At 67.2% G+C, this 15,005-nt stretch carries 16 protein-coding genes and 1 other RNA gene; 6 read left to right on the top strand and 11 right to left on the bottom strand.

The features are described 5' to 3' along the window. Positions 1-10 precede the first annotated feature (10 nt). The 3 genes from A7D17_RS08065 to A7D17_RS08055 are packed head-to-tail and all read right to left on the bottom strand — an operon-like array spanning position 11 to position 2,162. Complete coding sequence (locus A7D17_RS08065) at positions 11-277, bottom strand: acylphosphatase (protein WP_064508632.1); 267 nt, start codon at positions 275-277, stop codon at positions 11-13. Next, a complete protein-coding gene (locus A7D17_RS08060; RefSeq protein ID WP_064508631.1) occupies positions 277-888 on the bottom strand; it encodes a TlpA family protein disulfide reductase in 612 nt (203 codons plus the stop codon). The genes A7D17_RS08065 and A7D17_RS08060 overlap by 1 nt, the downstream gene beginning before the upstream one ends. Next, on the bottom strand, positions 885-2,162 hold the full coding sequence (locus A7D17_RS08055; protein ID WP_064508630.1) for a YihY family inner membrane protein: 1,278 nt from the start codon (positions 2,160-2,162) through the stop codon (positions 885-887). Before A7D17_RS08055 ends, A7D17_RS08060 begins: the two co-directional genes overlap by 4 nt. Before the next feature lie 111 nt (positions 2,163-2,273). Here A7D17_RS08055 and wrbA point away from each other — a divergent pair, with 111 nt between their 5' ends. The 5 genes from wrbA to A7D17_RS08030 all read left to right on the top strand — a co-directional run bounded on the left by wrbA (position 2,274) and on the right by A7D17_RS08030 (position 4,495). Then, positions 2,274-2,870, top strand: coding sequence for an NAD(P)H:quinone oxidoreductase (gene wrbA / locus A7D17_RS08050; protein WP_064508629.1), 597 nt, complete (start codon positions 2,274-2,276; stop codon positions 2,868-2,870). Then, positions 2,867-3,211, top strand: coding sequence for a DUF2069 domain-containing protein (locus A7D17_RS08045; RefSeq protein ID WP_064508628.1), 345 nt, complete (start codon positions 2,867-2,869; stop codon positions 3,209-3,211). The genes wrbA and A7D17_RS08045 overlap by 4 nt, the downstream gene beginning before the upstream one ends. A 186-nt stretch (positions 3,212-3,397) precedes the next feature. Beyond that, positions 3,398-3,883: an asparaginase domain-containing protein gene (locus tag A7D17_RS08040; protein ID WP_029219195.1), complete on the top strand. Its 486-nt coding sequence runs from the start codon at positions 3,398-3,400 to the stop codon at positions 3,881-3,883. 4 nt (positions 3,884-3,887) lie between these two features. Beyond that, on the top strand, positions 3,888-4,361 hold the full coding sequence (gene ybaK, locus A7D17_RS08035; protein ID WP_064508627.1) for a Cys-tRNA(Pro) deacylase: 474 nt from the start codon (positions 3,888-3,890) through the stop codon (positions 4,359-4,361). Between the two features lie 60 nt (positions 4,362-4,421). After that, positions 4,422-4,495, top strand: a non-coding RNA gene (locus A7D17_RS08030) — sX9 sRNA. A 37-nt stretch (positions 4,496-4,532) separates the two neighbouring features. On the opposite strand, the gene A7D17_RS08025 is transcribed toward A7D17_RS08030, so the two are convergent. The 5 genes from A7D17_RS08025 to sufT all read right to left on the bottom strand — a co-directional run bounded on the left by A7D17_RS08025 (position 4,533) and on the right by sufT (position 12,016). Next, a complete protein-coding gene (locus A7D17_RS08025) occupies positions 4,533-6,230 on the bottom strand; it encodes a S8 family peptidase (protein WP_064508626.1) in 1,698 nt (565 codons plus the stop codon). Positions 6,231-6,572: 342 nt separating this feature from the next. Next, positions 6,573-7,982, bottom strand: a complete 1,410-nt coding sequence (locus tag A7D17_RS08020) for a S8 family peptidase (protein WP_064508625.1) — start codon at positions 7,980-7,982, stop codon at positions 6,573-6,575. 263 nt (positions 7,983-8,245) lie between these two features. Continuing rightward, positions 8,246-9,997 carry a S8 family peptidase gene (locus tag A7D17_RS08015; RefSeq protein ID WP_064508624.1) on the bottom strand — a complete coding sequence of 584 codons (1,752 nt, stop codon included), beginning with the start codon at positions 9,995-9,997 and terminating at the stop codon, positions 8,246-8,248. A 313-nt stretch (positions 9,998-10,310) separates the two neighbouring features. Then, entirely contained in the window at positions 10,311-11,396 is a 1,086-nt protein-coding gene (locus A7D17_RS08010; protein ID WP_064508623.1) for a branched-chain amino acid aminotransferase, read from the bottom strand. Between the two features lie 65 nt (positions 11,397-11,461). Then, on the bottom strand, positions 11,462-12,016 hold the full coding sequence (gene sufT / locus A7D17_RS08005; protein ID WP_064508622.1) for a putative Fe-S cluster assembly protein SufT: 555 nt from the start codon (positions 12,014-12,016) through the stop codon (positions 11,462-11,464). 174 nt (positions 12,017-12,190) lie between these two features. Between sufT and A7D17_RS08000 the strand changes: the two genes are divergently transcribed. Next, positions 12,191-12,610, top strand: a complete 420-nt coding sequence (locus tag A7D17_RS08000; RefSeq protein ID WP_064508621.1) for a hypothetical protein — start codon at positions 12,191-12,193, stop codon at positions 12,608-12,610. A gap of 116 nt (positions 12,611-12,726) precedes the next feature. Here the strand turns inward: A7D17_RS08000 and A7D17_RS07995 are convergent, their stop codons facing one another. Genes A7D17_RS07995 through A7D17_RS07985 form a run of 3 tightly spaced genes read right to left on the bottom strand, consistent with a single transcriptional unit; the run spans position 12,727 to position 14,937 of the window. Further along, a complete protein-coding gene (locus tag A7D17_RS07995) occupies positions 12,727-13,194 on the bottom strand; it encodes a DUF6714 family protein (protein WP_064508620.1) in 468 nt (155 codons plus the stop codon). Next, on the bottom strand, positions 13,178-14,635 hold the full coding sequence (locus tag A7D17_RS07990; RefSeq protein WP_064508619.1) for an NAD(P)(+) transhydrogenase (Re/Si-specific) subunit beta: 1,458 nt from the start codon (positions 14,633-14,635) through the stop codon (positions 13,178-13,180). Before A7D17_RS07990 ends, A7D17_RS07995 begins: the two co-directional genes overlap by 17 nt. Next, positions 14,632-14,937 carry an NAD(P) transhydrogenase subunit alpha part 2 gene (locus A7D17_RS07985; protein ID WP_064508725.1) on the bottom strand — a complete coding sequence of 102 codons (306 nt, stop codon included), beginning with the start codon at positions 14,935-14,937 and terminating at the stop codon, positions 14,632-14,634. The genes A7D17_RS07990 and A7D17_RS07985 overlap by 4 nt, the downstream gene beginning before the upstream one ends. Positions 14,938-15,005: the final 68 nt, after the last annotated feature.

Here is a 15,005-nt window from a genome sequence, read left to right as displayed (position 1 = left end):
TGGCGTGTGCTCAGCCAGTTACAAAGTCTTCAGACGGAGACAGCGCACATGGCGTGCGCACCACCGTGGCAACGCTGGCCGCCGGTGGGCCCTGCCACAGCCAGCGTTCCAGCGCGTCCAGCGCCGCCTCGTTGCCGGCCGCGACGACCTCCACGCTACCATCGGCCTGGTTGCGCGCATGCCCGCGCAGACCCAGCGCCAGCGCCTGCTCGCGGGTGGAGGCGCGATACCACACGCCCTGCACCACGCCGCTGACCACGAACCGCGCGGCCTGCATCAGCCGGCCTTGCCGGTGATGCCCAGCGCCGTCTCGATGTCGCGCGCCGTGACCGGGCCCAGGAACTGCTTGGCCACCTTGCCGTCCGGGCCGATCAGGTAGGTCATCGGCAGGCCACGCGGCGTGGCGAAATCCTGCGGCGGCTGGTAGGGGTCGAGGATGGCCACCGGGTAGGACACCGGGTGGTCCTTCAGGAACGCCTGCATGTCGGCGGCGGTGATGTCTTCGTAGGCCAGGCCCACCACTTCGACGGTGTCGCGCATGGTGTGCAGGGCCGACAGCTCCGGCATCTCCTTCAGGCAAGGCGCGCACCAGGTGGCCCAGAAGTTGACCACCACCCACTTGCCGCGATGCGCGGCCAGGTCGTAGGTCTCGCCCGAGACGGTGGGCAGCGACAGCTTGGGCATCTCGGCGGTCTGCTGCACGACCGAGGTGCCGGTGGCGCCGGCAGGCTCCGTGGCGGCCGGTGTCCCGGCTGGCTGGGCAGGCGCTGCTGGCGCAGTGGTCGCAGGGTTGGCAGCGGGCGCGCCCTCGCCGGTGGGCTTGCAGGCGGTCAGCAACAACAGCGGCAACAGCAGCGCACAGGCGCCGCGCACTAGGCGCACGGTCATGGAGGATCTCCGGGGAGGTGGGTGTAAAGGTCGCCGACCGGTTGCGCCAGCACGCCGCGCAATGGTTGGCGCAATTGGTCCAGCGCGGCGGCGGCGGCCTGGCCGTAGGCGTCGTCGCGGCACGGCAGCGGGCGGTCTTCGATCGGCACGCGCAACTGGCAGTTTTCGTAGAGCTCGGCCAGCGGCACCACGTCCAGATCGCGTGCCAGCAGCCACTGGCCGCGCTCGTCACGCCGCAACAGGCGGATGCGCTTGAGCTCGCACAGCAGCTCCTGCATCAAGGTGTCGGTGAGCATCGGTTCCAGTGCCAGGATGCGGTCTTCGTCCAGGCCATTGCCGTGGATGCGCGCCTGGCGAAACCGGCCCAGCAGGCGCAGCAGGCCATAGATCTCGAAGCCCGGCGGCAGGCGCATGGCCTCGGGCTGGTAACGGAAGGCGGACATCGACGAGGCCAGGGATGCGCCCAGCAGCACCGACACCCAGCTCAGGTAGATCCACAACAACAGGATCGGCAACGCCGACAGCGCGCCGTAGATGCGCTGATAGGTCTGGAAATTGCCCAGGTAGAAGCCAAAGCCCCACTTCACGATCTCCATCAGGATCACCGCCAGCAAGGCGCCCGGCAGCGCATGCCGCAGGCGCACCGCATGCTGCGGCACCACCCGGTAGATCAACACGATGCAGACGAACTCCACCGCCATCGGCGCCAGCCGCCAGGCAAATTCGGCCAGCCATTGGCCTTCGGTGGTGCGGAACAACGGCAGCGCGAACACGTAGGCGGCCATTGCCATCGAGGCAGCGGCCAGCATCGTGCCCAGCGTCAGCACCGTCCAATAGATCAAAAATCGCGTCACCTTGGGGCGTGCAGCGGCCACCCGCCAGATGCTGTTGAAGGTCTGCTCGATGCTGTGCAGGGTAATCAGCAACGAGGCCACCAGCGCGACCATACCGGCCACGGTGAACTTGCCCAGGTCTTCCAGCGAGCGGTTGAGATAGTTCTGCACCGAACGCGCCGCGCCGGGCACGAAGTTGTTGAAGATGAAGTCGGTCAGTGCATCCTTCCACTCGTTGAACGCGGGGAAGGCGGACAGCACGCCAAACACCACGATCGCCAGCGGCACCAACGCAAACACCGTGGTGTAGGCCAGCGACGCAGCGGCCTGGAACAGGCGATCGTCCAGGAAGCGGCGCCACAAAAAGCGCCCGAAGCTCACCGTCCGCGCGCGATCGTGCAGACGTTCTTTCCATTGGTGGAGTTTGTTCACACGCGCCATCGCGCAAGGGTACCCGATGCGCAGTCATCGCGGCCTTGCCGGAGCCGCGGCGTGCAGTGGGGCAGCGGCTTGGCCGATACTGCGGCAACTCACACAGGCGGTAGAGACACGATGGCGGAGATTCTGGTGCTGTATTACAGCCGTGGCGGTTCGGTGGCGCGGCTGGCGCGGCAGATCGCGCGCGGCATCGGCGAAGTGCCCGGCATGAGCGCACGCTTGCGCACGGTGCCGCCGGTGGCCGCAGTGACCCAGACCAGCGCCCCGCCGGTGCCGGACGACGGCGCGCCCTACGTGGACCGCGCCGACTTGGCCGAATGCAGCGGCCTGTTGCTGGGCAGCCCGACCCGCTTCGGCAACATGGCTGCGCCGATGAAGCACTTCCTCGACAGCCTGGGCGCCGAATGGGCCAGCGGCACGTTGGCGGGCAAGCCGGCAGCGGTGTTCACCTCTACCGCCTCGATGCACGGCGGGCAGGAATCCACCCTGCTGTCGATGCACCTGCCGCTGTTGCACCACGGCTGCGTGATCGTGGGCATCCCGTTTACCGAAGCCGCGCTCAGCCATACCACCAGCGGCGGCACGCCGTACGGTGCCAGCCATGTGTCCGGCGCCGGCGGCGACCCGCAACCCAGCGAGGACGAAGCTGTACTGGCGCGCGCGTTGGGCCGCCGGCTGGCCGATGTCGCACGGCGGCTGGCAACTCCGTGAGCGTGCGCGCCATGCATTGGCTGCTGAGCGCTGCGTTGCTGGCACTGGCGGCGTTATTCGCGGCCTGGTTTCACGACGACCCGCGTCCGCTCGCCGCGTTCCTCGTGTTCGTGCTGCCAGCCGCGCTGACCGGTGTGCTGGCGGTACGCAGCGCGCGTGCGCGTTTCTGGGCGGGCGTGTTCGCGCTGGGCTGGTTCAGCCACGGCGTGATGGCTGCATGGAGCCAGCCGCAGGCACGCGCAATGGCATGGCTGGAACTGGTGCTTGCGCTGGCGGTCGTGGGCCTGGTGGGTGGACCCGGCATGGCCGCGCGCTTCGGCGGCAAGCGCAAGGCGCGCTGACCGGCCACCGTCCAGCCGCAGGCCCTCTGCGCCGCGGCACGCTCCGCCGATAGCCACGCGTGAGCGCGCATTTTCGACATCCCTGCTGTTTGCCGCAGGGTCTGCGCTGCCAGCATCCTGGGTGGGCGGTATCATGGCGGCCCCGCGCGCGGCCTGCACCGCGTTGGCCCTACAGGATTGGCAGCAATGGAAGACCTTCTGATCGTCACCACCGGTGGCACGATCGACAAGATCTACTTCGACGACAAATCCGACTACCAGATCGGCGACCCGCAGATCGGCCAGATCCTCAAGGAACTGGGCGTGACCTTCCGCTTCTCGGTGATTCCGATCATCCGCAAGGATTCGCTGCACATCACCGAGGCCGATCGCGAACTGATCCGCGCCACCATCGCCGCCCAGCCGACCCGCCACGTGCTCATTACCCACGGCACCGACTCGATGGTGGAAACCGGCAAGGTGCTGCAGTCCATTCCCGACAAGACCATCGTGATGACCGGCGCGCTCAACCCGGCGCGCTTTCGCGGCTCGGATGCGGAGTTCAATATCGGCTGCGCGGTGGGTGCGGTGCAATCCTTGCCGGCCGGCGTCTATATCGCCATGAACGGGCGCGTCTGGAATCCGCAGAAGGTACGCAAGAACGTCGCGGCCAACCGCTTCGAGTCGATCTGACGGTATGAGCAAGGCGACCCGCGCCACCCGTGCCCTGGACGCGGCGGGCGTGGCGTACCTGCTGCATCCATACCACTATCACGCCGATGCAGACGCCAAAGGCCTGCAGGCGGCAACCGCGCTTGGCCTGGCACCGCAGACGGTGCTGAAAACCCTGATGACCTGGGTGGACGACCAGGCGATGTGCGTGGTGATTCCCTGCGACCGGCGCCTGTCGCTGAAGAAACTCGCCAGCGCACAGGGCGGCAAGTCCGCCCGCATGATGGACGTGGCCGACGCCGAGCGCCGCACCGGCTACAAGGTGGGCGGGATCAGCCCGCTCGGCCAGCAACGTCAGGCGCCGGTGCTGGTGGAAGCCACCGCGCTGGACGCGCCGGCGTTATGGATCAACGCCGGTCAGCGCGGCTTGCTGCTGGAATTGCCCGGCGAACAGCTGTTGCAGGCCCTCAGTGCACGCGCCTGCACATTGTGCGAATAAAAGTGGCTTGCAAGACGATTGCGCCGCCGCCACGCGGGTGCGGCGTCGGCGCGGTGCGGCATGTAGCACGCGTCCACTCCGATACCGAGTGCGCCGTCCACACCACCTGACGACTGCTCGCTACGGCTTGTGCCGCGATAAGCCGCGGCGATCGCACGACTGACGCAAGACTCAGTACGCCGCCGTGACACTGACTCCGGAAAACGCCAATGTCGCCTTCAACCGCACGTAGTACGTACCGGCCGCCGGTGCGTTCACCGTGCAGCTGTCGGCATTGCCGGGCAGCATGCTGCGACAGCTGTACGCGCTATCGCTGGGTAACGCGCCGGCGCGCAGCGACAGATCGGCATTGCCACTGCCACCGGTGAGCGTCACTTTCAACGCGCGTGTGCCGGCCGGGACGTTGACCTGGTAATACACCACATCCGACTGCGCCGCGCTCACTCCCGTGCGCGCCACATTGCGGGCAAGCGTGGTCGATTCGATCACCGCTGCCAGCGCCCCGTCGGCGTTCACCAACCCTGCGCCGCAGCCCTGAGTGCAGGCAACCGGCAGTGGCCGTGCGCTGCTCTTGAGCAAGGCCTTGACCGTTGCCGGCGTGAGCGGGTTCAAGGCTACCGACTGCATCAACGCCACCACACCGGCGACATGTGGCGCGGCCATCGAGGTGCCGCTGTACGACGCATACGCCGCATTGCCCGGTACCGTGGTGCCGCTGTTGAGCGTGGAGACGATGGCCTGCCCTGGCGCCGCGATATCCACGCCCTTGCCGAAGTTGGAGAAACTGGCCTTCGCACCGGCCGAGGTGGTGGCCGCCACCGCGATCACGTTCGGGCAGTTGGCCGGCACGCTGGTGGAGACATCCATATTGCTGTTGCCCGCGGCCACCACCACCGAACTGCCACGCGTCACCGCGGCGGCAATGGCGTTACTCATCGTCGCCGAGCAACTGCCATAGCCACCCAGCGACAGGTTGATCACCGTGGCAGGATTCGGATTGGCAGGCAGCCCGGTCACCTTGCCGCCCGCTGCCCAGACGATGGCGTCGGCGATATCGGACATGTAGCCACCACACCTGCCCAGCACCCGCAGCGGCAGCAGCTTGGCATTGAACGCGGTGCCCACCACACCGCTGCTGTTATTGCCGACGGCGGCAACGATGCCGGCCACATGGGTGCCATGCCAGCTGGAGCTGGACGCGGACGCACCGGAGCCGCATTCGTTCGCGGCTGACCAGTCGCCCTGGTCGGCTGCGTTCGGGTCGCGCGCGTTGCCGTCGCGGGCGGTTGCCGGATCGGTGATGAAGTCGTAGCCGGGCAAGACATTCGCGGCCAGGTCCGGATGCGCGGTGATGCCGGTATCGATCACCGCCACCACGATGCCCTTGCCGGTGGAACGGTCCCAGGCCGGGCGGATGTTGAGGCCGGCGTTACTGGTGCCCATCGCCCATTGCTGCGGAACCCCAGGGTCGTTAGGCACCAGCAAGGGACGCATCAGCACATCCACTTCCACCCGCTTGACCGCCGGGTCGGCGGCGAGCCGACGCATCAGGCTTTCCGCATCTACCCGATCGAGCTTGCGGTCGGCCACCAACAGCATCGGGCCGGTGCTGAGCCGGCGCGTGGTCGACAGACCCAACGCCCGCCCCTGTTGTGCAGGCACGGCACTGGCAATCTCGCGCCACGGCTCCGATAGCCCGGTGGCACGGCTGCTGCCGACGCGGTCCTTGTAGCTGACGATGAAACGCTGATGGGTGGAACTGGACGCCAGCCCTTGCAGGCTGACCTCGCCGGCAGTGGCATAAGACGTGCAGGACAACGCACAGACAAATGCAGCGTGGCGCAGCACACCAACCGAGACATGCGACATGGATCACCCCTCCCCAGGGAGCTGAACATTCGGAGGACAACGCGCTGACGCCCTCTGCGACGCGCACTGCCCGATCGTGGGGCGGTTGCACACAGCCATGCCTCACGTGGGCTGGCTATCGGCGTGCCATCTGCGGGTCTGAAGCGGCCAAAAGGCGGCGCCATGCGCTTGGTTCAGCCATTGTCGCAGCCGGTCGGCCAACGCCCAGGCGTGGCCAGGCCCCAAACGCACACTGCCCCGTCGAAGCGGGGCAGTGTGGAATTCAAAACACCGACAGGTCGGTGGGGACCGGCCCGACGGCACTGCCGGCGGTCATGCCGGCAGCGCGCGGCCAGCCTGGTGTCACGGGGTCTGGCTGACCGCACCCGCCGCGTTGACGATGCCGGCACCGCAGCCGCCCGAGCAGGCGCCCGGCAACGGACGCGCGGTGTTCTTCAACAGGGTTTCCACCGCCGCCGGGGTCAGCGGACGGCTGGCTGCCGACTGCACCAGCGCCACCACGCCGGCCACGTGCGGCGCCGCCATCGAAGTGCCGTTGTAGCTGGCGTAGCTGGCCGAGCCCGGGGTGGTGGTGCCGCTGTTCAAGGTCGACAGGATCGCCGAGCCTGGGCCGGAGATGTCGATGGTGCTGCCGAAGTTGGAGAAGCTCGACCGCGCACCGGCCGAGGTGATCGATGCCACCGAGATCACGTTGGCGCAGCTGGCCGGGGTGAAGTTGGCCACGTTGGCATTGCTGTTGCCGGCCGCCACCACCACGGTGGTCCCGCGCGACACCGCGCCGTTGATGGCGTTTTGATAGGTGCTCGAACAGGTGCCGTTGCCGCCCAGCGACATGTTGATCACTTCGGCCGGGTTGGCATTGGCCGGCACGCCGGACACGCTGCCGCCGGAGGCCCAGACGATCGCATCGGCAATATCCGAGGTGGCACCACCGCACAGACCCAGCGCACGGATCGGCACGATGCGCGCATTGAATGCGGTCCCGGCCACACCGGTGCTGTTGTTGGTGACCGCAGCAATGGTGCCGGCCACATGGGTGCCGTGCCAGCTGGAATTGGCGGCCGGCACGCCGGATCCGCACTGATTGGCGGCACGCCAGTCGCCCTGGTCGGCCGGATTGTTGTCGCGGCCGTTGTTGTCGCGCGCACGCGCCGCGTCGCTGATGAAGTCGTAGCCCGGCAGCACGTTGGCATTGAGATCCGGATGGCTGGTGATGCCGGTGTCGATCACTGCCACCACTACGCCGGTGCCGGTGGCGGTATCCCAGGCCGGGCGCACATTGATGCTGGAAGCGGTGGTGCCAAAGCCCCACTGCTCGGACAGGCGAGTGTCGTTCGGGGTCAGCGTGGGATACATGATCTGGTCGACTTCCACGTAGTCCACGCTCGGGTCGGCGGCGATGCGGCGCATCAGCGTCTCGGCCTCGGCGCGGTCCAGGCCACGGGTGGCCTTGAGCACTTCCGACCCCAGCGCGGTGCGGCGCACGTGGTTCAGGCCCAGCGCGCGACCGGCGCGGGCCGGCACTGCGGTGGCGACGGAATTGAGCGAGGCGCGCATCGAGGTCGGACTCACCGCCGGGCTGCTGCCGTCCTTGTACTTGACGATGAAGCGATCCAGCGTCGGCTGCGAATCCAGGCCGGACAGGTTGACCTGACCGGCGAACGCCGGCACGGCCAGCAGGGAGGTCAGCGCGGAAACACCCAGCACCACCAGTGCGCGTGCAGGTGCACGACGTTGCGACACATTGGACATCGATCGTTCCTCAGATTTTTTAAGAAGTGCCGCGGTTGCGGCGCGATGGCCGGCCGTCGCCGCAGACTGCGGGTCGGGCCGGAATGGACGGGCGCTGGCGCCCGTCGAAACGACTGACCGGTGTCCATCCCGGCCGAGCGGCAATGCGCCGCCTGCGCCTGCCGCAAGGGCAGACGTGGGCGAGACATCGCAGATGGGGTGGCGCGGTGTCTGCGCTGCCTGGCGCATGCCCAGACAGCACAGACCGCGTCGAGCGGCAGGCCTTAGTAGCTGGCCCGCAGGGTCACGCCGGAGAACGTGCTGAATGCCTTGACCCGCACGTAATACGTGCCCGAGGGCGCGGTGATGCTGCAGGTTTCGGCGTTGCCGCTGCGGTAAGGACGGCAGGTGTAGGTAGCGTCGGTCGGTGCACTGCCGGCACGCACGTACAGGTCCGCATCGCCGGTGCCGCCGCTGATCGCCACCGTCAGCGTGCCGCTGCCCGCCGGTACCGCGATGGTGTAGTTGAGCTCCGCACCCGTGGCTGCGCCCAGGCCGCTGACCGGCGTGCCGTTGGTCAGGGTGTTGCCGCTGCCGCCACCGCCGCCGCCATTGCTGCCGTTGATTGCGGCAGTGACTGCAGCATCGGCATTGACGATGCCGGCGCCGCAGCCACCAGAGCAGGCGCCCGGTAGCGCACGGGCGGTGTTCTTCAGCAGGGTTTCCACTGCCGCCGGGGTCAACGGCGTGGGCGCCACCGACTGCACCAGCGCCACCACACCGGCCACATGTGGCGATGCCATCGAGGTGCCGTTATAGGACGCGTAGCTGGCGCTGCCCGGCGTGGTGGTGCCGCTGTTGAGCGTGGACAGGATGGCCGAACCCGGCGCGGACACATCGATGCCGGCTCCGAAGTTGGAGTAGCTGGCCTTGGCGCCGGACGAGGTGGTGGCCGCAACCGCAATCACGTTGTTGCAGTTGGCCGGCAGCGAACCGGACACGTTGGCCGAGCTGTTGCCAGCCGCCACCACCACCGTGGTGCCGCGCGAGACCGCGCCGTTGATGGCGTTCTGCATGGTGGCCGAACAGGCGCCACCGCCGCCGAGCGACATGTTGATGACCTCGGCCGCATTCGCCGACGACAGCGTCGGCACTCCTGAAACGGTGCCGCCCGACGCCCAGATGATGGCATCGGAGATGTCCGACAGCGAACCGCCGCACTTGCCAAGCACGCGCACCGGGATCACCTGGGCGCCATAGGCAGTACCGGCCACGCCGCTGGAATTGTTGGTCACCGCGGCAACCGTACCGGCGACGTGGGTCCCGTGCCAGCTGGAGGTTGCTGCCGGAATGCCCGTGCCGCACTCGTTGGCGGCATACCAATCGCCCTCGTCGGCGGGATTGCTGTCGCGCCCGTTTCCGTCGCGCGCAGTTGCCGCATCGCTGATGAAGTCGTAGCCCGACAGGATGTTGGCGTTGAGGTCGGGATGGCTGGTGATGCCGGTGTCGATGACCGCCACGCGCACGCCGGCCCCGGTGGATTTATCCCATGCCGAGCGGATGTTGAGGCCGGCATTGGTGGTGCCGAATGCCCACTGTTCGGACAGGCGGGTGTCGTTGGGGGTCAGCGTGGCGTGCAGGATCTGGTCGACTTCCACGCTTTGCACGTTGGGGTCGGCGGCCAGCTGGCGCATCAGGGTTTCGGCCTCGGCGCGGTCCAGCGCGCGATCGGCCTTGACCAGTTCCGGCCCCAGCGCCAGACGACGGACCGGACTCAGGCCCAGCGCCTTGCCGGCCCTGGCCGGTACCGCACGGGCGGCGGCGCGCAGCGAGGTGGTCAGCGCACTCGGGCTGGCCAGCGCGGTGCTGCCATCCTTGTAGGTGACGATGAATTTCTGGTGGGTCTGGGCGGTGGCAAGGCCGTCCAGATAGACCTCACCGGCAAACGCAGGCGTGGCCAGCAGCAGGGAGGTCAGCGCGGTGGCGCTGAGGACGGTGAGCGTGCGAGGACGCTTGCGAGACGACGGGTTCGACATCGAATTCCCTTCCAAATCAAAGAGAACCGCCTAGGCGGTGTATTCCGGCGCCGCCTTCCGTAGGTCAGCGCCGGATCCTCGAATCGAGCCCCTGTTATCGATCCGTTCAGCGAAGCTATCTCACCAAAACCGAACTGGACAATACGAAATCGACACTTTCAAAACTTAAATATCAGTTTTGTGACACAGATCAGGTCTGTTCAGCCCGCTTGCGGCTGGTTTTGACCTGTTGGAGACGTTTTTTGCTGCAGAGCAAGCCAAAAAAAACCCCCGTGTTGCACACGGGGGCCATTTTTTGACGCTGTATGTCGGCTTACGACAAACGCACCAGCCAACCGTGACGGTCCGGCACACGCCCGTACTGGATATCGGTGAGCTCCTGGCGTAGCGACATGGTCACCTCGCCGGCCGGCGCTGCCGGGTCGCCCACCGCAAATCCGTCGCCCTTGAGCTCGCCGATCGGCGTGACCACGGCGGCGGTGCCACAGGCGAAGACCTCGGCGATCTCGCCGGAGGCCACGCCCTGCTTCCACTCGTCGATGGCGACCTTGCGCTCGACCACGCGCATGCCACGGTCGCGGGCCAGCTGCAGGATGCTGTCGCGGGTGATGCCTTCCAGGATGCTGCCGGACAATTCCGGCGTCACCAGTGTGCCGTCCTTGTAGACCAGAAACACGTTCATGCCGCCCAGCTCTTCGATGTACTTGCCTTCCACCGGGTCCAGGAACAGCACCTGCGAGCAGCCCTGGGCCTGGGCCTTTTGCTGCGGCAGCAGGGAAGCGGCGTAGTTGCCACCACACTTGGCCGCGCCGGTGCCGCCCTTGGCCGCACGCGCGTACTCGGTGGACAACCAGATCGACACCGGCGCCACGCCCTTGGCGAAATACGGGCCGGCCGGGCTGGCGATCACGTAGTACGACGCCTTGTGCGCCGCACGCACGCCCAGGAACGCCTCATCGGCAATCATAAAGGGGCGGAAATACAAGCTGGTTTCCGGTGCCGACGGCACCCAGCCGCCATCCACCGCCACCAGCTGGCGCAGCGATTCGACAAACAGGTCCACCGGCAGTTCCGGCAGCGCCAGACGGCGCGCAGAACGTTGCAGGCGCTCGCCATTGGCCTGCGGGCGGAAGGTCCAGATCGAGCCGTCGGCATGCCGGTAGGCCTTGATACCTTCGAAGATTTCCTGGCCGTAATGCAACACCGACGCAGCCGGATCCAGCTGCAGCGGGCCATAGGCGCGCACCTGCGCGTCATGCCAGCCCTGCTCGTTGCTCCAGGAGATGGCGACCATGTGGTCGGTGAAATGCAGCCCGAAGCCGGGCGCGGCCAGGATCACGGACAGTTCGTCGGCACTGCGCGGCGACGGAGAACGGGTGGAAGCGAAGGACACGGACACCGGGAGATTCCTGTATGGCGGGCGGTAAGGACGCGGCGCCAGCCCGTGGACATGGCGCCTGACGATCAGAGCATGCCGGTCTCGAGACGGGCCGCTTCGGACATCATATGCCGGCCCCACGGCGGGTCGAACACCAGCTCGACATCGGCCTCGGCAATGGTCGGGATCATTTCCACCTTGCTGCGCACGTCGTCGACGAGGATTTCGCCCATGCCGCAACCGGGCGCGGTCAGCGTCATCTTGACGTCCACCCGGCGCTGATTGTCTTCCTCGCGATGGCTGACCACCGCCTCGTAGACCAGGCCCAGGTCGACGATATTGAACGGGATTTCCGGGTCAAAGCAGGTGCGCAGCTGCTGCCACACCAGGGCCTCGACCTCCTCGTCGCTGGCGTTGTCGGGCAGTTCCAGCCCCGGCGGGGCCTCCTTGCCGATCGCATCGCCGTCCTTGCCGGCAATGCGGAACAGATTGCCTTCGACAAACACGGTGTAGCTGCCACCCAATGCCTGGGTGATATAGCCGTAACTGCCTGCGGGCAGGGTCACCGAATCGCCCTGCGGCACCATGACGGCATCGCAATCGCGTTCGAACTGGACGGGTTCGCTGCTACGGGAATACATGGGCTGGATATGGGGCCGCGCCGGACGCGCGCAAGTCGGCCATTCTAGCCGACCGCAACCTCGCCGCCGCCGCAGGCAACGCACCTGGTTGGCGACGCTGCATTCCATCCAGGCATCCCGGGCCTCGCAAAGCGTGGCATGCGCTCTATCATGTGCGTACTGTCAGGAGTTCCAATGCCGCCCACCTCCGCGTCCGCCAGAAGCGCCCACTGGCTCTGGCCCCCGCTCCTGTTGCTGGGAAGCGTCACCGCCCTCATCGCCTGGCTGCTGATCGCCCTGGCCCTTGGCAACCAGGCTGGCTGGATGGCGGTGCTGGTCGCCCTGGAAGTGGTCTGGATGCTGCGCCTGGGCACCTTGCGCGCCGGTCCCTTGCGCATCGGCGTGGCGGTGGTGGCCACCGCAGCCATCATCATTGCCACCAACTGGGGCATTGCGTCGGCGCAGGTCGGCGGATCGCTGGGCCTGGACCCATGGACGTCCGCACAGAAAATGGGCCCCGGGCTGGCCTGGACCCTGCTGGAACTGGCCAACAACGGTTTCGACCTGCTGTGCTACGCCACCGCGCTGGTGCTGGCGTGGTGGGCTGCGCGCTGACTGTTTTGCATTGGAAAGTCGGAGTGGTCCGCGATGTGGACTGACTGCGCGTGGATGCAGCAGCGCCCACGCTTCATTACATTGCCGCCAAGCCCATTGCTGCAAGGCCCGATCTTTTAACGGTAGTTAGCCCCAGGGCCCCAGTAGTCCTCAAGGGCGTCCTGCGCTTCCTGCTGCCACACCGAGTCCTGCGCAAAGGCGAGCTGATCCAGAACGGCGACCACCGCCTCGTACTCCTCGGTGCGCATGTACGCACTTGGCGGTGCCCGACGAGGCGAACGCAACGCATGTAGCAGCGCACTGGTCGCCACCGAAGCCGGGTCGCCCTGGCTGTCCTTGGCGTGCCGCAGCAGGTACGGCAGATAGAACTGCCAGGAACGATCGTCCAGGTGGTGGAGACCCCAGGCGTACTGCTCCAGATACGGTGCAGTGACCGTATCGATCGCAGGGTCGAACGGGGGCGGCGGATCGCCATCGTCCACGGCGTTGCCACCTCGAAGCGACATCGGCGGGTTGGCCTGTACCGCAAGCACGGCCAGCCGCTCTAAGTGCGCGTCCGCGCCGTGCTCAATGCCCGCCGCCATCCAGGGCCTTCAATTCGCTGACCAGGGCACCGGCCGCCTCGGCCCCGTCGCCATAGAGCATGCGGGTGTTGTCGGCGTAGAACAGCGCATTTTCGATCCCGGCAAACCCGGTGCCCTTGCCGCGCTTGATCACCACGGTGTTGCGCGAATTGACCACGTCCAGGATCGGCATGCCGTAGATCGGGCTGGCCGGATCGGTCCTGGCCACCGGGTTGACCACGTCGTTGGCGCCGATGACCAGCGAGACATCGGTGCTGGCGAACTCGGGATTGATGTCGTCCATGTCGGCGATCAGGTCGTAGGGCACGCCGGCTTCGGCCAGCAGCACGTTCATGTGCCCGGGCATGCGTCCGGCCACCGGGTGGATCGCGAACTTCACCTTGACCCCGCGCGCGATCAGCCGCTGCGCCAGTTCCCAGATCTTGTGCTGCGCCTGCGCCACCGCCATGCCGTAGCCGGGCACGATCACTACCCGCTCGGCGAAGGCCATCATCGCGGCCACGTCGCCTGCCTCGATGGGCTTCTGCGCGCCACTGATCTCCTGCGCCTGCCCGCCACCGCCGAAGTTGGAAAACAGCACGCCGCCGATCGGCCGGTTCATTGCCTTGGCCATCAACCGGGTCAGCAGGATGCCGGCCGCGCCCACCATCATGCCGGCGATGATCAGCGCCTCGTTGCCCAGCACGTAGCCCTCGAACGCCACTGCCAGACCGGTGAAGGCGTTGTAGAGCGAAATCACCACCGGCATATCGGCGCCGCCGATCGGCAGCGTCATCAGCACGCCCAGCACCAGCGCCACCACGAAAAAGGCGATGATCGCCGTCGGCTGCAGGCTGCTCGCCGCCCACGCACCGAGCGCCACCACCGCCAGCGCCACCACCAGATTGACTGCCTGCTGGCCGGGGAAGGTCACCCGCCGGTCGAGCCGGCCGTCGAGCTTGGCCCAGGCGATGATCGAGCCGGACAACGACACCGCACCGATTGCCGAGCCGATGACCGCCAGCGCCACGGTGGTGGTGTCCGGCCGCCGCGCCGCCAGTTCGGCGATCGCCTGCGCGCTCCAGTGCGCGGTGTCGCGGTTGGCGAAGAACGAAAACCGCAGCAGTTCCACCGCCCCGATCGCCGCCGCCGAGCCGCCGCCCATGCCGTTGTACAAGGCCACCATCTGCGGCATGTCGGTGATGGCCACCTTCTTGGCCGACCACCACGCCACCCCGGTGCCGATCGCCAGCGCCGCCAGGATCAGCGGCACGTTGTGCAATTCGGGCAGGAAGAACGTGGCCACCGTGGCGATCAGCATGCCGAGCCCGGCCCAGCGGATGCCGCTGCGCGCGGTCAGTGGCGAAGCCATCCGCTGCAGACCCAGCAGAAACAAGGTGGCGGCCACCAGGTAGCTGGATTTCACCAGCCACGACAACAGCTCGGGCGTGGAGATGTTCACGGCGCTTCTCCGCCGGGCGGCTTGCGGCTGGACTTGAACATGTCCAGCATGCGCTCGGTCACCACGTAGCCGCCTGCGGCATTGCCTGCGCCCAGTGCCACCGCCACGAAGCCCAAGGCCTTCTCCAGCGTGGTGTCGGCATGCCCGAGCACCACCATCGCCCCGATCAGCACGATGCCGTGGATGAAATTGGACCCGGACATCAGCGGCGTATGCAGGATCACCGGCACCCGCGAGATGATCACGTGGCCGGCGATAGCCGCCAGCAGGAAGATGTACAGCGCTACGAAACCGTCGCTCATCGTCGATCGCTCCACTGGCCGGTGCGGCCCGCCGATCATACCCATCCGGCGGGCGTGTCAACCGAACC

Source organism: Xanthomonas floridensis (assembly GCF_001642575.1).
Classification (GTDB): domain Bacteria; phylum Pseudomonadota; class Gammaproteobacteria; order Xanthomonadales; family Xanthomonadaceae; genus Xanthomonas; species Xanthomonas floridensis.
The sequence above is the reverse complement of the archived record's forward strand: the minus strand, read 5'-3'. Positions and strand labels throughout refer to the sequence as shown.